The sequence below is a fragment of the Neochlamydia sp. S13 genome (genome assembly GCF_000648235.2).
Classification (GTDB): Bacteria; Chlamydiota; Chlamydiia; order Chlamydiales; family Parachlamydiaceae; genus Neochlamydia.
Genome location: NZ_AP017978.1, coordinates 158,381 through 174,580, shown reverse-complemented (window position 1 = coordinate 174,580; position 16,200 = coordinate 158,381). Strand labels below are relative to the sequence as shown.

Below are 16,200 nucleotides of genomic sequence, written 5' to 3'. Positions count from 1 at the left end.
CCACACTTTATAAAGCCCCTCTTGTTAAGTTGAAAGTCAGACTTCAGAGAGTTGGATATGTAGACTGAGTTTTTTAAAGCGTATAAGATGTTTTACTAGGTTTTAATATTTTTTCTTCCTTGAAGGTTATAGCAAGCTAAAAGGAAAATAAATAAAGTACTTTCTTTATTTAAATTTAACCAAGAGATCTAGCTTTTAAGATGTCTTGTTGAATTTGTAGCTTTAATTCTTCAAGGCTAGCAAACTTTTTTTCAGGCCTTAAATAAGAAGTAAGAATAACTTCGATAGTTTTACCATACAGATTAGCCTCATAATCAAAAATATGAGCTTCTAAAAGAGGGACTTTATCTTCACGGACGGTGGGTGCTATCCCTAGATTCGCCACGCCTTTAAACAGCTGCTGATCAACAAAGATATTAATAGCATAGACTCCTAAAGGAGGAATACACAAACTTTTGACGTCCAAATTGGCTGTAGGGCAGTCTAGCTGTTTTCCTTTTCCTAGGCCTCTATAAACGGTAGATAAGACACTATAAGGGCGTCCTAGGAGCTTCTGGGCGGTCTCTAATCGCCCTTCTTGAATGGATTTACGAATCAGGGAGCTAGAAACAGTAACTTCGTCGACAGTTTGCTGTTCGATGTATTCCACACTAAAATGTTCTCTTTCTGCAATACCTTTAATGGTTTCTTTATTGCCTTTTCTATCTTTACCTAACGTAGCGTCCCATCCAAGGATAAGATGAGAAAAGGGGAGGAGAGCTTGCAAATGATGAATAAATTGCTCAGCACTCTGCTCAGACAATTCTTTAGTAAATTTAAGCAAGATTAATAAATCTACACCCATATTTTTGATCAGCTGAATTTTATGTTCATTAGTGCAGATTTTATTTAGCGGCCTATCAGGATAAAGGACTTCGGAAGGATGATTCTCAAAGGATAAAACTACGCTGGCCTTGTGTTGGCTTTTAGCAGTTTCTACTACTTTTTTGATGAGGGTTTGATGCCCAATGTGCATGCCATCAAAATTGCCTAGAGTAAGAATAGAAGAGGTAGAAAAAAGCGGCGTAGCTGGAAGTTCGCGAATGAGTTTCATGGTTCAAAAAATAATGAAGAATTTATTAATCTTTAGGTTGGTAACTAGGTTTAAAAACAGCCCTTTTTTTCCTTTGTAAGGGCTTTGCCTACAACATACATATAAAACATTTTCTTGCAAATAAATATAATTTTTTGGTAAGGCTATTAATGAGGATGATAGGTTGATGAAAGCAAGGATCTTTTAACATAAATGACTTATAAGCTATCTATTAGAATTTTTTTGGAGCTAATTCTAATTGATTAGCTAAAAAAGTTTTAGGAAATATCCTATAGAGCAGGGTAAAAAAGAGCTTTGCTAATTTCTTGAGTATCAGGGGAGGCAATAAATAATTGGCTGCCATCTAAGCAATCTTCGACTTTAAAGGGCCCGCTACGCGTCCTTTTAAGATTGGAAAGATGAGCCCCGCACCCTAGCTTTTTACCTATATCATCAGCTAAACTACGTATGTAGGTACCTTTAGAACATTTCACCCGAAGATTTAGATAAGGATAGTGATAATCTAATATCTCTACTTGCAGAGTCACTTTGGCAGGTTGGCGTTCTATAACTTTTCCTTGTCTAGCCAGTTCATAAAGTTTTTTTCCATTAACTTTTTTGGCAGAATGCATAGGGGGAATTTGTTGTATTTCTCCTTGAAATTCTTGGATAATAGCCTTAATTTCAGAGGGAGTAGGAACAAGAGGGGATTGGAAAGTGATAGTTCCTTCACAATCGTAGGTATCAGTAGCTTCTCCCAAATGCACTTGAGCAAGGTATTCTTTATCCTCGCATAGAAATCGATCGGAAAGCTTAGTCATGTTGCGTCCGATGAGCAAAACCATGACGCCTGTGGCAAAAGGGTCGAGCGTACCGGCGTGACCGATTTTACGTACTCCTAGAATACGTCTTAATGCCGCTACGAGGCTAAAAGATGTTTTGCCTATAGGCTTATCTATAAGCAAAATACCTTGAGGGTCAGGAGTTATCGAGTCTGCTGAACGATTAATCATTGCCTCGCGACTCACGCTCGCTACTAATTTTTTCGAGGAGCTGCTCGATACGCATATGCTTATCTACGCTATCATCAAGCTTAAAGTGAAGCTCTGGAAAATAACGCATGACCACTTTTTTTGAGGCGGTGACCGCGACAAACCCTGCTGCTGTTTCAAGAGCATGGATAGTCTGGTCTTTTTCCTCTTGATTGCCAATCACGCTGACAAATACTTTGGCATGGTGTAAGTCTTTAGTAATCTCTACCCTTGTGACCGTCATAAGCTCATTGACGTGCGGGTTGCGCACGTCTTTACGAATAACATCTGAGATAACTTCTTTAAGTAGGGAATTCAGTCTATCCGTGCGTTGTTTTGCCATGATTTACCTGCCTCTATAAAGAATTTTATAATTCTTGGGTAATGTAAGTAACTTCGTACGCTTCAAATACATCGCCTTCTTGTGCGGTATCAAAATTGGAAAGAACTATACCACATTCAAGGCCTTTTTGGACTTCTCGTACATCGTCTTTTACGCGTTTTATTGAGGAAATCGATGATTTTCCAATCAGCTGACCATTGCGTATAATGCGCATCTGGTTATTACGATTAATCGCTCCTTCAGTAACAATTCCTCCGGCTATTTGTCCATAATGGGAGGACTTAAAGAGCGCTTTCACCTGGAACTTGCCTTTTTCTGTTTCAATAGCAATCTTATCTAACAGATCTACGAGCATGGCTTTAACATCATCAATAGCATGGTAAATGATGTCATGCATTTTAACCTGTACTCCATGTTGTCTAATAAGGGCATCCGCATGGCTTTCAATCTGGGTGTGGAAGCCTATAATGACCGCTTTGGAGGTCGCAGCCATTTGTACGTCTGACTCCGAAACTTCTCCTACTCCTGCAGAAATAATATTAACCTCGGCTTTTTTCGAGTAGATCTTTAACAGCCCTACTTTTAGGGCTTCAAGAGAGCCTTGTACGTCAGCACGTAAGATAATATTGAGAATTTTCTTAGAAGGCTCTGAAGCTTGCATCATCAAGTTTTCCATGGAGAGCTTCTTTTTAAGCAAGTTATTTTGGCGCATACCCACCATACGAGCTTCAGCAATCTCACGAGCTTCTTTTTCATTTTTAACTACAATAAACTCTTGGCCTGCTTCTGGAAGACCCGAAAGACCTGTAATGGCTACAGGCGTTGAAGGTCCCGCTTGCTGAATATTATGGCCGTATTCATCTTGCATAGTTTTAACACGTCCCCAGTATTGATCAAATACAAGAGAGTCGCCTATTTTTAAAGTTCCATTCTGAATCAGCATAGTAGCCATAGCGCCCATGCCTTTATGCATTTCAGATTCTAGGACACGCCCTCGCGCCCGGTTAGTAGGATCTGCACGCAGTTCCAACACTTCTGCTTGCAAGGCCAACATTTCTAGCAGCGTGTTAATTCCTTCTTTAGTGACTGCGGAGCAATTAACAGTAATAGTTTGCCCGCCCCATGCTTCTGGGAGAAGTTCTTGCTCTGCAAGTTGGCGGTAGACATTTTCAACATTAAAATTAGGCTTATCACATTTGTTAATAGCTACTACGATGGTGACTTTTGCTTCACGAGCATGCTGGATGGCTTCCACTGTTTGTTGGCGAAGGCCTTCGTCACCTGCTACGACTAACACGACGATATCAGTGACATCCGCACCGCGGGCACGCATAGCTGAAAAGGCTTCGTGTCCTGGGGTATCAAGGATGCAAATCTCTCCAACCGCCGTTTGACATTTAAACGCTCCGATATGTTGAGTAATAGCTCCTGCTTCGCCAGCTGCACGGTTGCTGCTTCTTATTGCGTCAATTAAGCTGGTTTTGCCATGGTCTACATGTCCCATAAAGGCAACCACAGGTGCCCTGATGTGTAGCTTTTCTGGAGATGTTTGTTTGATCTCTTCGCTAGCACTTTGGTCAGTAATGCGGATCCTTTTTTCTTCCGAGGTGTCAATGCTAATTTCACATCCAAATTCATGACCTAGTAGTTGAATAGTGGTCTCATCTTCTAGCAGATCATTAAGGGTAACGACAAGCCCTTGCATGAACAATTTAGAGATTAGCTGGGAGGACTTTAACTTCATTTCAGCAGCCAAATCTTTAATGCTAATAGGCGTTCTAATTTTGAGCGCAGTAGGCCGAATAGTGGTATCTTCCTGAACTTGCTTGATCTGTCTGTTGCGTTTTTTTCTCCATTGAGAAGTATCATCGTCTGCTCGCAAGCCTTGTCGATCACGTGCATCAAATGCTCGAGTGGGTTCAAGACGCCGGGTAGGTTTTAGATCACGAAACTCTTTAGCTTTGCCTGGAAAAGTTTTTTTAGGAAGATTTTCATCGCTAACAGCAACTTCTTCACCCTCTTTGGGCTTAAATTTGTCTTTCGTAGCTTTAGCTGCTGCTTCTTTATCGAGGGCAGATGCTGCTTCTCCTTTATGTTTGTGAGGTGCCTGAGGAGGAACATAAGCAGGCCGTGGAGCAGGCTTTCGAGGTAAAAGATCCTTAACATGCCGACCTGTAGGCCCTAGCTTGACATATTCTGGCATAGGCTTAATTGCAGGTATAGGGACTTCTTGGCGAGATACTGCTACAGGTTTTTCTTCTCGAGAAGGAATTAATTCCTTTGCTATAAGAGGGGGCTTCTCAGCAGGAGCAGGAGGTTTTTCATTTTTACCCGCTTCAGAAAAAGCTTCTTCCGCCGCTGGCTTTTCTTCAAGAATCTTTTTCTCAGATAGCTCTACCAGTTCTTCAGCAAAAATTTCTTTACGTAGCTCTTCACTAGATTTTTTAACTTTAATGCCTTCTTCCTCGGTATCTTCAGCTTCACCTGCTCGTGAAGTTTCGGCAACTTCTACCTTAGGCTTAGCTTCAGGGGCAGAGCCTTCAGCAAAAGCAGATTTAGAACGCGCGCGGATTCGAGGCGTAGCTTCTTCCTTAGCTGGAGAATGAACTGAAGCGTTTTTCGTAGATTCATTTAATTCTGCTTTAGGTGCTTTAGTCAGCGCACTTTTTTTTACAGGCTTTTCTTCTTTATCTTCTAAAGCCTTATTTGCTGCGATTTTGCTTTTAAGTTTACCTAAATTGATGGCTTCAGCAATTTGAGTGTTTTTAATTGTTAGCTTCAGGTTTTTTGCCAAGGCTTTCTATCCTTTGTTTTCTAATTTGTTCTATAATCTTATCGGCGGTATCTAGGCTTATGCCAGGAATTTTTGCCAATTCTTCTGGAGTTGCAATCAAGAGAGATTTGAGAGTAGTGTAGCCTTCGGCAATCAGATGTTGGAAAATCAGATTGTTAAGACCATCGATCCCTTCTAAAGGCTCGTTGAGAGAAGGATCATCGGATTCGGCTAGCTCTGTGCGCTGTAAAGCCATGGTGCGATTGTAATCCGTCATCCGTTGCACTTCTAGCTCATAACCAATCAATTCGCTGTTAAGCCTTGCATTCATTCCTTTTTTACCAATCACAGCGGCAAAATCTTCGTCGTCCACGACGATAGAGATCGTCTGATCGTCTTCGCTAATATTGATTTTACGAATCTCGATTGGCGATAGAGCATTCTGCAAAAGTTCAATAGGGTCGGCGGAGAAAGGAATAATATCAATTTTCTCATTATGTAATTCTCTGACTACATTTTTAACACGTACCCCACGCATGCCTACACAAGCACCTACTGGATCAACTTTAGGATCTGTAGAACGGACAGTCAATTTAGTTCGATAGCCGGGATCACGAGCGATTTTGTCGATAATCACAATATTATCATTAATTTCAGGTACTTCCTGGATGAGCAATTGACGAACAAATTCTGGATGGCTACGCGAGAGAATAACTTCTGCGCCGCCATTCTCCGTATCATTAACTTCTAGCAGCAAGGCTAAAACTTTATCTCCAAGATTATATTTTTCAGTTTTAGGATAGTGCTTCATTGGCATTAACGCTTCTACTTTACCTAAATCAATAATTAAATTAGCTCCTCGGACAAAGCGTTTGACAGTACCAGAAATTAATTCATTTACACGATGGCGATACTCTTCATAAATTACATCGCGCTCCGCCCCACGCAACTTTTGAGTAATAATTTGGCGTGCTTTTTGAGCCGCAATGCGACCAAAATCTCTAGGAGTGGCTATTACATCAATAAATTGGCCCACTTGGCTCTCAGGATCAATTTCGCGAGCTTCTTCTAATGAAATTTCTTGAGCAGGTACTTCCACTTCATCTACAATTTCTTTTTCACAGTAAACGTCAATATTACCTGTTTTGGGATGAATAGTCACAGTAACATTTGAGGCTCCGCTAATACTTTTACGGGCGGCGGCACGAAGAGATTCTTCTATGGCGCTGATTACGATTTCTCGCTTAATGCCTTTTTCTCTTTCTAGGTACTCAAAAATAGCTATGAGATCTTTATTCATCGTTTTTTTTGCCTCAAATTCTTAAGATAGGAATTATATATTAAAGAAGATTTGTAAAGCAACTTACAAGAGGGTATTTATCTATGTAAGGTGCGTTAATCGGTAGAAAAGCTAGCTTTTCTACCGATTGGATGCGATTCAGAACGTATTCTAATCTTCGCTATCTTCTCTATCTTTTTCAGAAGATTTCTTTTTGCGTTTATTGGAAGTTAAAATGATGTCATCATGACTGGTGTGATTTTGATCAATTAAATATTCCTTAATAGAAAGAGCAATCTTTTTATGCTCAGGATCTAATTTAATCACCTTAGCTGTTACGTCGTCTCCTTTAGAAACAACATCTTCAACTTTACCAAAGGCCTGATCAGATAATTCAGTGACATGGATAAGTCCTTCAATACCGCTATCGAGTTCTACAAAAGCTCCAAATGCAGTTATTTTAGTTACTTTTCCTTTAACTAAAGATCCCACCGGCATCGTTTTCTCAATGCTTTCCCAAGGGTTATTGCTTAATTGCTTAACACCTAAAGTGATTTTCTTGCTATCTCGATCGACGGATAAGATGCAGGCATCTACGACATCGCCTTTACGGAGAACTTCAGAAGGGTGAGAGACTTTTTTAATCCAGCTTAGATCCGAAATATGTATTAAGCCTTCTACTCCTGGCTCTAATTCGACAAAAGCGCCATAATTAGTTAAACTGCGAATCTCTGCTTTAACGTTAGTACCTACTGGATATCTTTTTTCTACATCATCCCAAGGGTTATGTTCCGCTTGTTTAATTCCTAAAGAAATTTTCCCTTCCTCTTTTTGTACCGAAAGGACTACAGCTTCCACATCATCACCTTTTTTGACTACTTCGCTAGGATCGGTGACATTTTTTACCCATGACATTTCTGATACATGAATAAGGCCTTCAATACCTGGCTCAATTTCAATAAAGGCACCATAAGGGAGCAAGTTAACAATCTTACCTTTCACACGCGTTCCAGGTGGGTATTTTTGCTCGATTTGATCCCAAGGGTTAGATTCTTTTTGTTTTAAACCTAAAGCCACACGACCTTTTTCGCGATCGACGCTTAGAATCATCACTTCTAGTTTTTGTCCAAGTTGAACCATTTCAGAAGGATGCTTAATACGTTTCCAAGTCATATCCGTAATATGTAATAAGCCATCAATACCATCGAGGTCAAGGAAAACACCGAAATCGGTAATGTTTTTAACAATCCCATCACGTACATCACCTTCTTTAATATTTTCCAAAAGCTCAGCCTTCTTAGAAATTCTTTCTGCTTCTAAAAGCTCACGTCTGGAGACGACCACGTTCTTACGTTCAATATTAATTTTAAGGATTTTAAATTCATATGTCTTGCCGAGATATTCATCGAGGTTTTTAATGCGCTTATTATCGATTTGAGAGCCAGGTAAGAATGCTTCCATTCCGATATCAACCATTAAGCCACCTTTAACTTTACGGAGGACACGGCCTTTGACAATAGAGCCTTCTTCGCAATGTTCAAGAATATATTCCCATTGACGCATTCTTTCGGCTTTTTCACGAGAGAGAACAATCTGCCCATTATCATCTTCTGCTTGGTCAAGAAGCACTTCGACTTCCCCATCTAATACCACATTTGAAGGATCAGAGAATTCTTCAATAGGGACTAGACCTTCTGATTTTAAGCCTACATCTACGACAACATGATCTTTTGTAATTTCGACAATCCTTCCCTTGAGGATAGTTCCTGGGATCAATGCAGTGCTGTCTTCAATGTTATTATTGGATGACTGGCCTTCTAATAAAGCTTTAAAAAGTTCTGCATCTGTTTGCTGGTAAGAGACATCATCGACGATCTTGCTCTCATTCCAGGTGTGTTGGGGGTTTTTAGACATTTAAAGGTTACTCCTATTTTTCATACTAATGGAGTAAAGATATCAGATGTGAAAGAAAAATAGCAATATATAAAACTAAAGTGAAAACAGGAGAGGGCAGGAAAGGAAATAAGGATAAAACCGAATCTAGAAGAATATAAAAAATGCTTATTTAATTTAATAAATTTTTTTATTAAATATTCTCCTCATCGATGAGGGGTTGAAATGAAAATTAACCCATAGCTATCTAGATTGTTTGAAGAAAACCTTACATCCAGTAAGTCGCTTTTGAAGAGGCTGTTTCATAAAGGGTGATAGCATACAGTTCGGGTAGCATGGGCTTAAGATAATCATAAATCCATTTGCACACAAATTCTACCGTCGTAGAATCCGACTGTAGGGTCTCATTCAAGCACTGATGATCTAAATATTTTTTTAGCATAGGCTGGATAAGATCAGCGAGATCTTGAAAATCTATCACCATGTTTTTCTTGGGCCCCTCTTTTTGTAAAGATTCCTTTCGGATAATGACATGGAGACTATAGGAGTGGCCATGCATACTTTTGCACTTACCATCATGATGGTTTAAAAAGTGAGCTGCTTCGAAACAAAAAATTTTTTCCAATTCATACATCTTGCTTCATTTGCCTTTGGAATATAAGGATTTAAATTGACAGATGGGAGGGCTTTTTTTTATAAGTAACTCAAGCTTATCAGAAAAAAAATAATAAAAAAGTAAAAAACTATTCCTATGCAGACACTTGTAATGAAATTTGGAGGGGCAGCAGTAGCTACTGCTGAGCATTTTTCCTATATAGCCGATCTTATTATTTCACGAAAAAAAGATTTTCAACGTCTTGTAGTCGTAGTAAGTGCGATGGGAAAAACCACAGATCATTTGATTGCATTAGCTAAGCAAGTTAACCCTGACCCTCCTCGCCGAGAATATGATATGCTAGTGACCGTAGGAGAAAGAATCAGCTGTTCTTTGCTTGCAATGGCCTTGGCCGCTAAAGGATACGAGGCTTTAAGCTTTACAGGTAGCCAATCAGGAATTATTACTTGTTCAAAGCATACGGAAGCAAGAATTATCGATGTGCGGCCTACTCGTGTTTTGCCCTTGCTAGATTCTGGTAAAATCGTTATTGTAGCAGGATTCCAAGGGGTAAGCAGATTAGGAGAAATTACTACTTTAGGGCGAGGTGGCTCAGATACTACAGCAGTAGCTTTAGGAGTGATTTTAAAGGCCTCGGTCGTAGAGTTTTTTAAAGATGTTCCGGGAGTTTATGCAGAAGACCCTAAAAAAAATCCTCACGCAGCTTTTTATTCAAAGCTTACTTATAAGCAAGCTTTAGAGGTAGTTGGTAAAGGTGGAAAGATATTACATCCTCGTTGTATAGAATTGGCCTATAAGAATTATTTGCCCTTAAAGATAAGATCTTTTAAGACATATGGTATGGGAGAAAATGAAAGGTGCACAATAATTTTTGAAGACTCTTGCCAGCCGGATAAGCATTTGTTTGAAGATGAAATTTAACAATATATGCCTATAAGTAGCTTAAACCATGCAAGAAAATGAGTGTTTTCCCGAAATAAAGATTCTTGTTGAGGATCAAGATAATGACATAAGTATACATTTATTCAAGGAAGCTATCCATAGCACATTGAAGAAAATGGTTCCTCTAAATTTTTTCAAAAATAAGAGTTATGAAAGTGAATTTCCTATCCTTAAGACTTTAGTTTCAAACCAGGCTCCTGGCTATCTAACCTTTTATTATTTTGGCAAATCTCAGAAACATACTCTAAAGTTTTTTATCGAAATGCTTTCGAATTGGCTAGTGCCAGGGCGACGTTTAAATCAATCGATGATATTTTCTTCTGAGTTTTGCATTCCTTCTCTAAGCCCACTAATTTACCGATTGTTCAAAGTGGTTATCCATCTGGATTTAATTTCCGATGTAGAGCAGATCAAAGCTAATTTACCTATTATCGAAGCAGAAATACGCTTAGGAATGGATTCTTCTTACTATGCTAAAAGAATTTTAGAAATTAAAGGCTTAAGCATTGATGCAAAAACGGCTCTTATCCAAGAAAATATCGCCTATTTGATTGAGCGTAAACCTCAGTTTTTTGACTATGATTTGTTAACAGAGATGCAACATGTGTTGGTAATATGCCACGATGATTTTAAATCACAACGAAGTAGCCGCCATCTTAGTCGCATTATCTGCATTCAATATCTTTTTAGAAGATATCTTTTCGATCGGCTTCAAGTTCAAAATAAAAGGCACTTCTTCTTGAAAATATTTAAAACCTATTTGCGCGACCAAGAGCAAAATAAGGAGGTGCTAGGGATCATTGTTGGCTTCAATTTTTTAAGGGAAAAAGAAATTTTTGATAAACGGCATTTAATTCGAGCGATTCAAAATCATATTCCCAATGCGCTGATGGTAGAAAATTCTTTTATTGACAATCGACGTTCTCCAGAAAACTTTTGTACTCTCTATATAGAAATAGAAAAAAGTATGGGAGAGAAATTTACCTCACAAGAAGTCTCTCAGCTGCGTAAAACTTTACCTGTAGATTTGCTAGATAGCATTGAACATATTGTGCACCCTATCTTCATGCCACGCAACGAAGAAGAGATTATGCGTAACATCTTTAGCTTAAGCAGCCAAGTTAAGTTTGTACGGGATTTACCTCAAGTCATCATTAATTTTGACGAGCAAACCTATTCTAAGTTGGTATTTACCATCATTGTGGTTAGAGTGGTTGAACCTAGTGGCGCCTCTATAAAAGAACTTTTTGATAAAAGTGAAACTTTTCTAGACTATACGCATGATCGTTGTAAAACTCTAGGATACTTGCGAGGAAAGCATAGTAAAGAAGCCACGGTATTCACTGTAAAGATTTCAAAAGATGATTTCATTAGACGAGATAATTCTATCGATCTAAATAAAGCCCGTCAAAGTGTAGTTTTTGAATTGCTAAGAATTCTAGGGGAATTTAGAGATTTTAACGGAGGAATGATCTCAAAACAAAATGAACTTTTAGCCGAGCTAAAAGTGCTCCTTGGAGAAGAGACTGATTTTAATGAATTGTTATTAGAAAATTTCTTCTTTTCCATTACCCCTATAGTCATGCGCACCGTTTTAGAAGCAGAAACTTTGAAAATGTTTTTTAGCTTGTTAAGAGAAACAATTGAGGAAGAAATGGTGCCGCCCCTATCTTATCACGTGAAAACATTAGCCAAGACGCCTTATATATATGTAATAGTGAAATCTGAAGAACGTTTAAACCGCGAGGACTTAGCTCAAGCTTTAGATGTTTTGCAAGCTAAATCCTCAGAAATTGCCACTGCCTATATGCAGGTGCATGAGGTCAATTATAATTGTTATCTATACCGCTGCTTGGATGGAAAACGGCAAAAATTATTTGGCTCAATTATTCAAAAGGCAGTAATCAACATGTTTGATAATAAAGTCTCCTAAGCTTTAAGTTTAATCTCTTGTTTTGAGTTTCACACGGAGACATAGCAAGCTTTGGCTTTAAAATTTTTAAATAAAGTTTGTGTAAATGCTTAAAAGTTTTTCTTAATGTCGAAGGAGGTGAGACTGGAAAAAAAGAGAAGCCGCCAAGAAGAAAATTTATAGGCTTAGTTAGCATTTTTTAGCTTAAGGTTAAAGGGACAGCGAGAAGAGATTTAAGTAGAGGGCTTTAATTACCTGCTTGTTTAACAACCATTAATCACTTATGGATTGTATTACTTGACAAGCTCGGGTTGCTTAAGCTAACCTCCCTGAACATAATTTTGACCAGGCATTAACAATGATAAAAACACACCCTATAAAAGTGGCTACCTCTATTTTAGCAGGTGACTTTGGCTATTTGGCAGATACGGCTAAGAAAATTGAGGACTCGGGGGCAGACTCTTTGCATATTGATATCATGGATGGAAATTTTGTGCCCAATTTAACGATGGGGCCACAAGCTGTTGCTGCTATTAATCGTGCTACGAATATGTTTTTAGATGTTCATTTAATGGTTTATCATCCCTTTGATTATATCGAACGTTTTGTTGAAGCAGGTGCAGACAACATTACTATCCACTTTGAGGCTACCGAAGAGGTAGATGAAACTTTGGAATATATTCGTAAGTGCAACATTAAAGCAGGCCTAGCTTTTTGCCCTGAGACGTCGGCCTCTATGATTCCTAAATATTTAAATAAGTGTGATCTTATCTTGCTTATGACTGTTCATCCAGGTTTTGGAGGACAAAAATTTATGCCTGAGGTCCTAGAAAAAATAAGCTTTACGCGTGAATGCTTGACTAAACTTGATATTTGCCAAGGGGGGATGACTGCTAAGGAAGATTCTCCTGAAAAGCTACCTCCTTTTGATATTCAAGTCGATGGAGGAATTACTCCAGAAACTGCTAGGTTATGTGTAAAAGCAGGGGCTAACATCTTAGTGGCGGGAACATTTTTATTTAAGAGCCCTAACATGCATGAAGGAGTAGAAAGCTTACGCTGCCTTTGAGAGAACCTAATAAACTTTTTTACTCTTGGAAATCCGTAAGTCCATCCTTAGCAGATAAAAAAATTTTTACCCTCTCTTTTTTATTGCGCTTGGAAACATAAGCAGCTTACCTTTTAATGTTTCTATAAAGAGACTGTTTTATAGAGCCAGAAAAAAGAAATTTTTTGAAATTTTGTTCCTATTTTTCTCTTTGACATTTGAGCCCTAGTTTCTTAATATGTCAAGGATAGCTTAAATTTTTTACTGAAGGACAGAAACGTCTATGGTTATGAGTAACCAGCTAACTCCTGGAATGACAATTTCTATCAATAACAAACTTTATCGCGTGGAAACTACGGTAAAAGTGATGGTACCCAAGGGTACACCTTTTATAAAAACAAAATTACGTGATTTAACATCTAATGAACTGATTGAAAAGAATTTTAAATTAAATCAGTCAATTAAAGATGTTAATCTAGCAGAACGTCGTCTAGAATTTCTTTATTTAGAAGGAAAAGATTACCTTTTTTTAGACATTGAAAACCTTAATCAAATTTTAATTCCTCAACATATTATAGGCAATAGCATCAACTACTTGAAAGAAGGCGTAGAAGTTAAAGCTTCTTTTTTTGGTGAAACTATTTTTGCTGTAGAGCTACCTCAGTTTTTAGAATTGATGGTTGCAAAAGTGGAAGGAGGAGAAAATAAATCTATATTAGCTAATGCTTCCAAAGCTGCTCTATTAGAGACCGGGGCTAAAATTGAGGTTCCACCATTTATCGAAGCAGGTGATATCATAAAAATAGACACGCGTTCGTACGAATACATACAGAGGGTATAGGGAGGATTGTTGCGTGGAGCTAAAGCAGATAAAGGAATTGATGGGGGCGATGGGACGTACGGGAACCAAACGCGTAACTATTAAAAAAGAAGGCTTTGAAATTGAGATCGAAAGATACGATGGGGGAACCATAAAGGTTCCCGAGTCAATGTTTGAGTCGCCAGAAGAGACTTTTAATAAAACAGACGAGGCCTTGCGGCGGGCAAATATTAGTGTGGCTTCTTTGGCAGTGCCACCTGGTCAAGCGGTAGAGCATAAGGAAGATGCAAATACATTTTTTGTCACTTCGCCCATGGTAGGAACATTTTATAATACGCCTTCTCCTGAAGAACCTCCTTTTGTTAAAGTAGGTAGTAAAATTGATAAAAATAGCGTTGTTTGCATTATAGAAGCTATGAAAGTAATGAATGAAATCAAAGCTGGAGCAACAGGGACGGTGGCTGAAGTGCTAGTAGAAAACGGACATCCTGTAGAATTTGGAACAAAACTCTTTCGAATTACGTAGTATTGAAATATGCAAAAAGTTCTTATTGCTAACCGTGGTGAAATTGCCGTTAGGATTATCCGTGCTTGTCACGATTTAGGCTTACAAACAGTAGCAGTTTATTCACAAGCAGATGCCGAGGCTCTTCATGTGTTGCATGCCGATGAAGCCATTTGTATCGGCGAAGCTCCTGCTGCTAAATCTTATCTTAAGATCTCTAACATCCTCTCTGCCTGTGAAATAACAGGAGCAGATGCCATACATCCAGGCTATGGTTTTTTAAGCGAAAATGCTAATTTTGCTTCCATTTGCGAAAGTTGCGGCTTAAATTTCATCGGGCCTGCTCCTGCCTCGATCACGTTGCTAGGAGATAAAGCTAAGGCTAAGGCCACGGCAAAAAAGGCCGGCTGTCCTGTCATCCCTGGCTCCGAGGGAATCGTAAGCGATCTAAAAGAGGGCCTAGAAGTAGCCAAGGAGATTGGATACCCGATTTTCATTAAAGCCGTATCAGGGGGAGGGGGGAAAGGAATACGCATTGCTTATAGTGAAGAAGAATTCATACGTCTTTTTCCTGCTGCACGTGCTGAGGCAGATGCAAGCTTTAGTAATCCTGATGTCTACCTAGAGAAGATGATTGTTGATCCTCGGCATATTGAAGTCCAAGTTATTGGAGATAAATATGGCAACTACATTCACCTTGGAGAGAGAGATTGTTCCATCCAAAGGCGTCGTCAAAAACTTATTGAAGAGGCCCCTAGTCCGCTGCTAAATAGCAAATTGAGGCAAAAAATTGGCCAAGCAGCGATTAATGTTGTTAAAGAGGCTAATTATTATTCAGTAGCTACCGTTGAATTTTTATTGGATGCTGATCATCATTTCTATTTTATGGAAGTAAATACAAGGATTCAGGTAGAACATACGGTGACAGAGGAGCTAACAGGAGTGGATCTTCTTGGAGAGCAGCTGAGTGTAGCAATGGGTAATAAACTGCGGTATGCCCAAGAAGAGATTAGCTTTAAGGGGCATGTTATCCAATTTCGCATCAATGCCGAAAACCCTGCAGCAAATTTTTCACCTTCTCCTGGACGACTTGAATATTATTTACCTCCTGGTGGCCCCCATGTTCGTGTGGATAGTGCTTGTTATTCAGGCTATCAAATTCCTCCCAATTACGACTCCATGATTGCTAAATTAATTGTCCATGGCAAAGATCGTTTAGAAGCGATAGCTATAGGAAAACGAGCCTTACGAGAGTTTCATATTGGCGGCGTAGACTCAACCATTCCTTTTCATCTCTATATGCTTCATGATAAAAAATTTCTTCATTCCGATTTTCATCTAAGCTATATTGATGGCTTGATTGCAGAAGGGTGTTCTTTTAGTTTAGAAGAGTAAGATAAAAAGATATCTGTTCGTAGGACATGGCAGGGGAATAGCATGAAGAAATGCATTAGCATCTCAAGTTTAAAACCTTAAGTTTATAAGTTTTATGATATTAGCCGTGGATTGCTTATTCTTTAATCCTGCCCTTGCCTTTTTATTGCTTTCTAATAATCTACTTTACAACTAGGTGAGTTAAAAAATTAGAGAGATAGCTGATAGAGGTTAAGCTAGAGTCTGCAAGTAATTTTTCTAAAACCCCTTATAAGAGGATATCTTAAAACCCTTGTTTTACTCTTATCTTTTTGCACATTATTAAAGAAATTCTAAAGTCCGTAGCTTAATCTCTGTAAGGGAAAATTGGATTTATTTATCAATGATTAAGCTCATATTAAGTCGGATTAATAAGTTAAAAGAGCGGTTTTAAGATATCCTCTTACATCTAAAGTTTTTTGCTCTCTCTTCTTACTTAGCTACAGCTCGTCCGCCCTAATACCAATAAAAAAAATTTAGATTTAGATTGACAAATTATAACGCTTCTTTAAAAAATTGTTGATAAAGCAGTTGATGCTTTGAAAGGCAGGTG

The 16,200-nt window shown here is 38.6% G+C and carries 13 protein-coding genes; 6 read left to right on the top strand and 7 right to left on the bottom strand.

From position 1 onward, the window contains the following. Positions 1-175: 175 nt before the first annotated feature. From TY21_RS10665 to queD, 7 genes are all read right to left on the bottom strand, one after another. The gene (locus tag TY21_RS10665) at positions 176-1,093 is read right to left on the bottom strand and encodes a bifunctional riboflavin kinase/FAD synthetase (RefSeq protein ID WP_042243500.1); all 918 of its coding nucleotides are present in this window, start codon (positions 1,091-1,093) and stop codon (positions 176-178) included. Positions 1,094-1,362: 269 nt separating this feature from the next. Next, positions 1,363-2,085 carry a tRNA pseudouridine(55) synthase TruB gene (truB, locus tag TY21_RS10660; protein ID WP_042243503.1) on the bottom strand — a complete coding sequence of 241 codons (723 nt, stop codon included), beginning with the start codon at positions 2,083-2,085 and terminating at the stop codon, positions 1,363-1,365. Then, positions 2,078-2,446: a 30S ribosome-binding factor RbfA gene (gene rbfA, locus TY21_RS10655; protein ID WP_042243506.1), complete on the bottom strand. Its 369-nt coding sequence runs from the start codon at positions 2,444-2,446 to the stop codon at positions 2,078-2,080. Before rbfA ends, truB begins: the two co-directional genes overlap by 8 nt. A gap of 25 nt (positions 2,447-2,471) precedes the next feature. Next, entirely contained in the window at positions 2,472-5,240 is a 2,769-nt protein-coding gene (gene infB / locus TY21_RS10650) for a translation initiation factor IF-2 (protein ID WP_042243509.1), read from the bottom strand. Beyond that, positions 5,212-6,519: a transcription termination factor NusA gene (gene nusA / locus TY21_RS10645; protein ID WP_042243512.1), complete on the bottom strand. Its 1,308-nt coding sequence runs from the start codon at positions 6,517-6,519 to the stop codon at positions 5,212-5,214. Before nusA ends, infB begins: the two co-directional genes overlap by 29 nt. Before the next feature lie 150 nt (positions 6,520-6,669). Further along, positions 6,670-8,412, bottom strand: coding sequence for a 30S ribosomal protein S1 (rpsA, locus tag TY21_RS10640; RefSeq protein WP_042243514.1), 1,743 nt, complete (start codon positions 8,410-8,412; stop codon positions 6,670-6,672). A 247-nt stretch (positions 8,413-8,659) separates the two neighbouring features. Beyond that, on the bottom strand, positions 8,660-9,025 hold the full coding sequence (gene queD, locus TY21_RS10635; RefSeq protein WP_042243517.1) for a 6-carboxytetrahydropterin synthase QueD: 366 nt from the start codon (positions 9,023-9,025) through the stop codon (positions 8,660-8,662). Between the two features lie 117 nt (positions 9,026-9,142). Here queD and TY21_RS10630 point away from each other — a divergent pair, with 117 nt between their 5' ends. The 6 genes from TY21_RS10630 (at position 9,143) to accC (ending at position 15,629) form a co-directional block, all read left to right on the top strand. Continuing rightward, a complete protein-coding gene (locus TY21_RS10630) occupies positions 9,143-9,928 on the top strand; it encodes an aspartate kinase (protein WP_042243520.1) in 786 nt (261 codons plus the stop codon). A 28-nt stretch (positions 9,929-9,956) separates the two neighbouring features. Further along, positions 9,957-11,882 carry a hypothetical protein gene (locus TY21_RS10625; protein WP_042243522.1) on the top strand — a complete coding sequence of 642 codons (1,926 nt, stop codon included), beginning with the start codon at positions 9,957-9,959 and terminating at the stop codon, positions 11,880-11,882. A gap of 337 nt (positions 11,883-12,219) precedes the next feature. Further along, the gene (rpe, locus tag TY21_RS10620; RefSeq protein WP_042243528.1) at positions 12,220-12,930 is read left to right on the top strand and encodes a ribulose-phosphate 3-epimerase; all 711 of its coding nucleotides are present in this window, start codon (positions 12,220-12,222) and stop codon (positions 12,928-12,930) included. 262 nt (positions 12,931-13,192) lie between these two features. Continuing rightward, positions 13,193-13,750, top strand: coding sequence for an elongation factor P (locus TY21_RS10615; protein ID WP_039383902.1), 558 nt, complete (start codon positions 13,193-13,195; stop codon positions 13,748-13,750). Positions 13,751-13,763: 13 nt separating this feature from the next. After that, entirely contained in the window at positions 13,764-14,255 is a 492-nt protein-coding gene (accB, locus tag TY21_RS10610; RefSeq protein ID WP_039383904.1) for an acetyl-CoA carboxylase biotin carboxyl carrier protein, read from the top strand. A 9-nt stretch (positions 14,256-14,264) separates the two neighbouring features. Continuing rightward, the gene (gene accC / locus TY21_RS10605; protein WP_042243531.1) at positions 14,265-15,629 is read left to right on the top strand and encodes an acetyl-CoA carboxylase biotin carboxylase subunit; all 1,365 of its coding nucleotides are present in this window, start codon (positions 14,265-14,267) and stop codon (positions 15,627-15,629) included. The last annotated feature ends 571 nt before the right edge of the window (positions 15,630-16,200 follow it).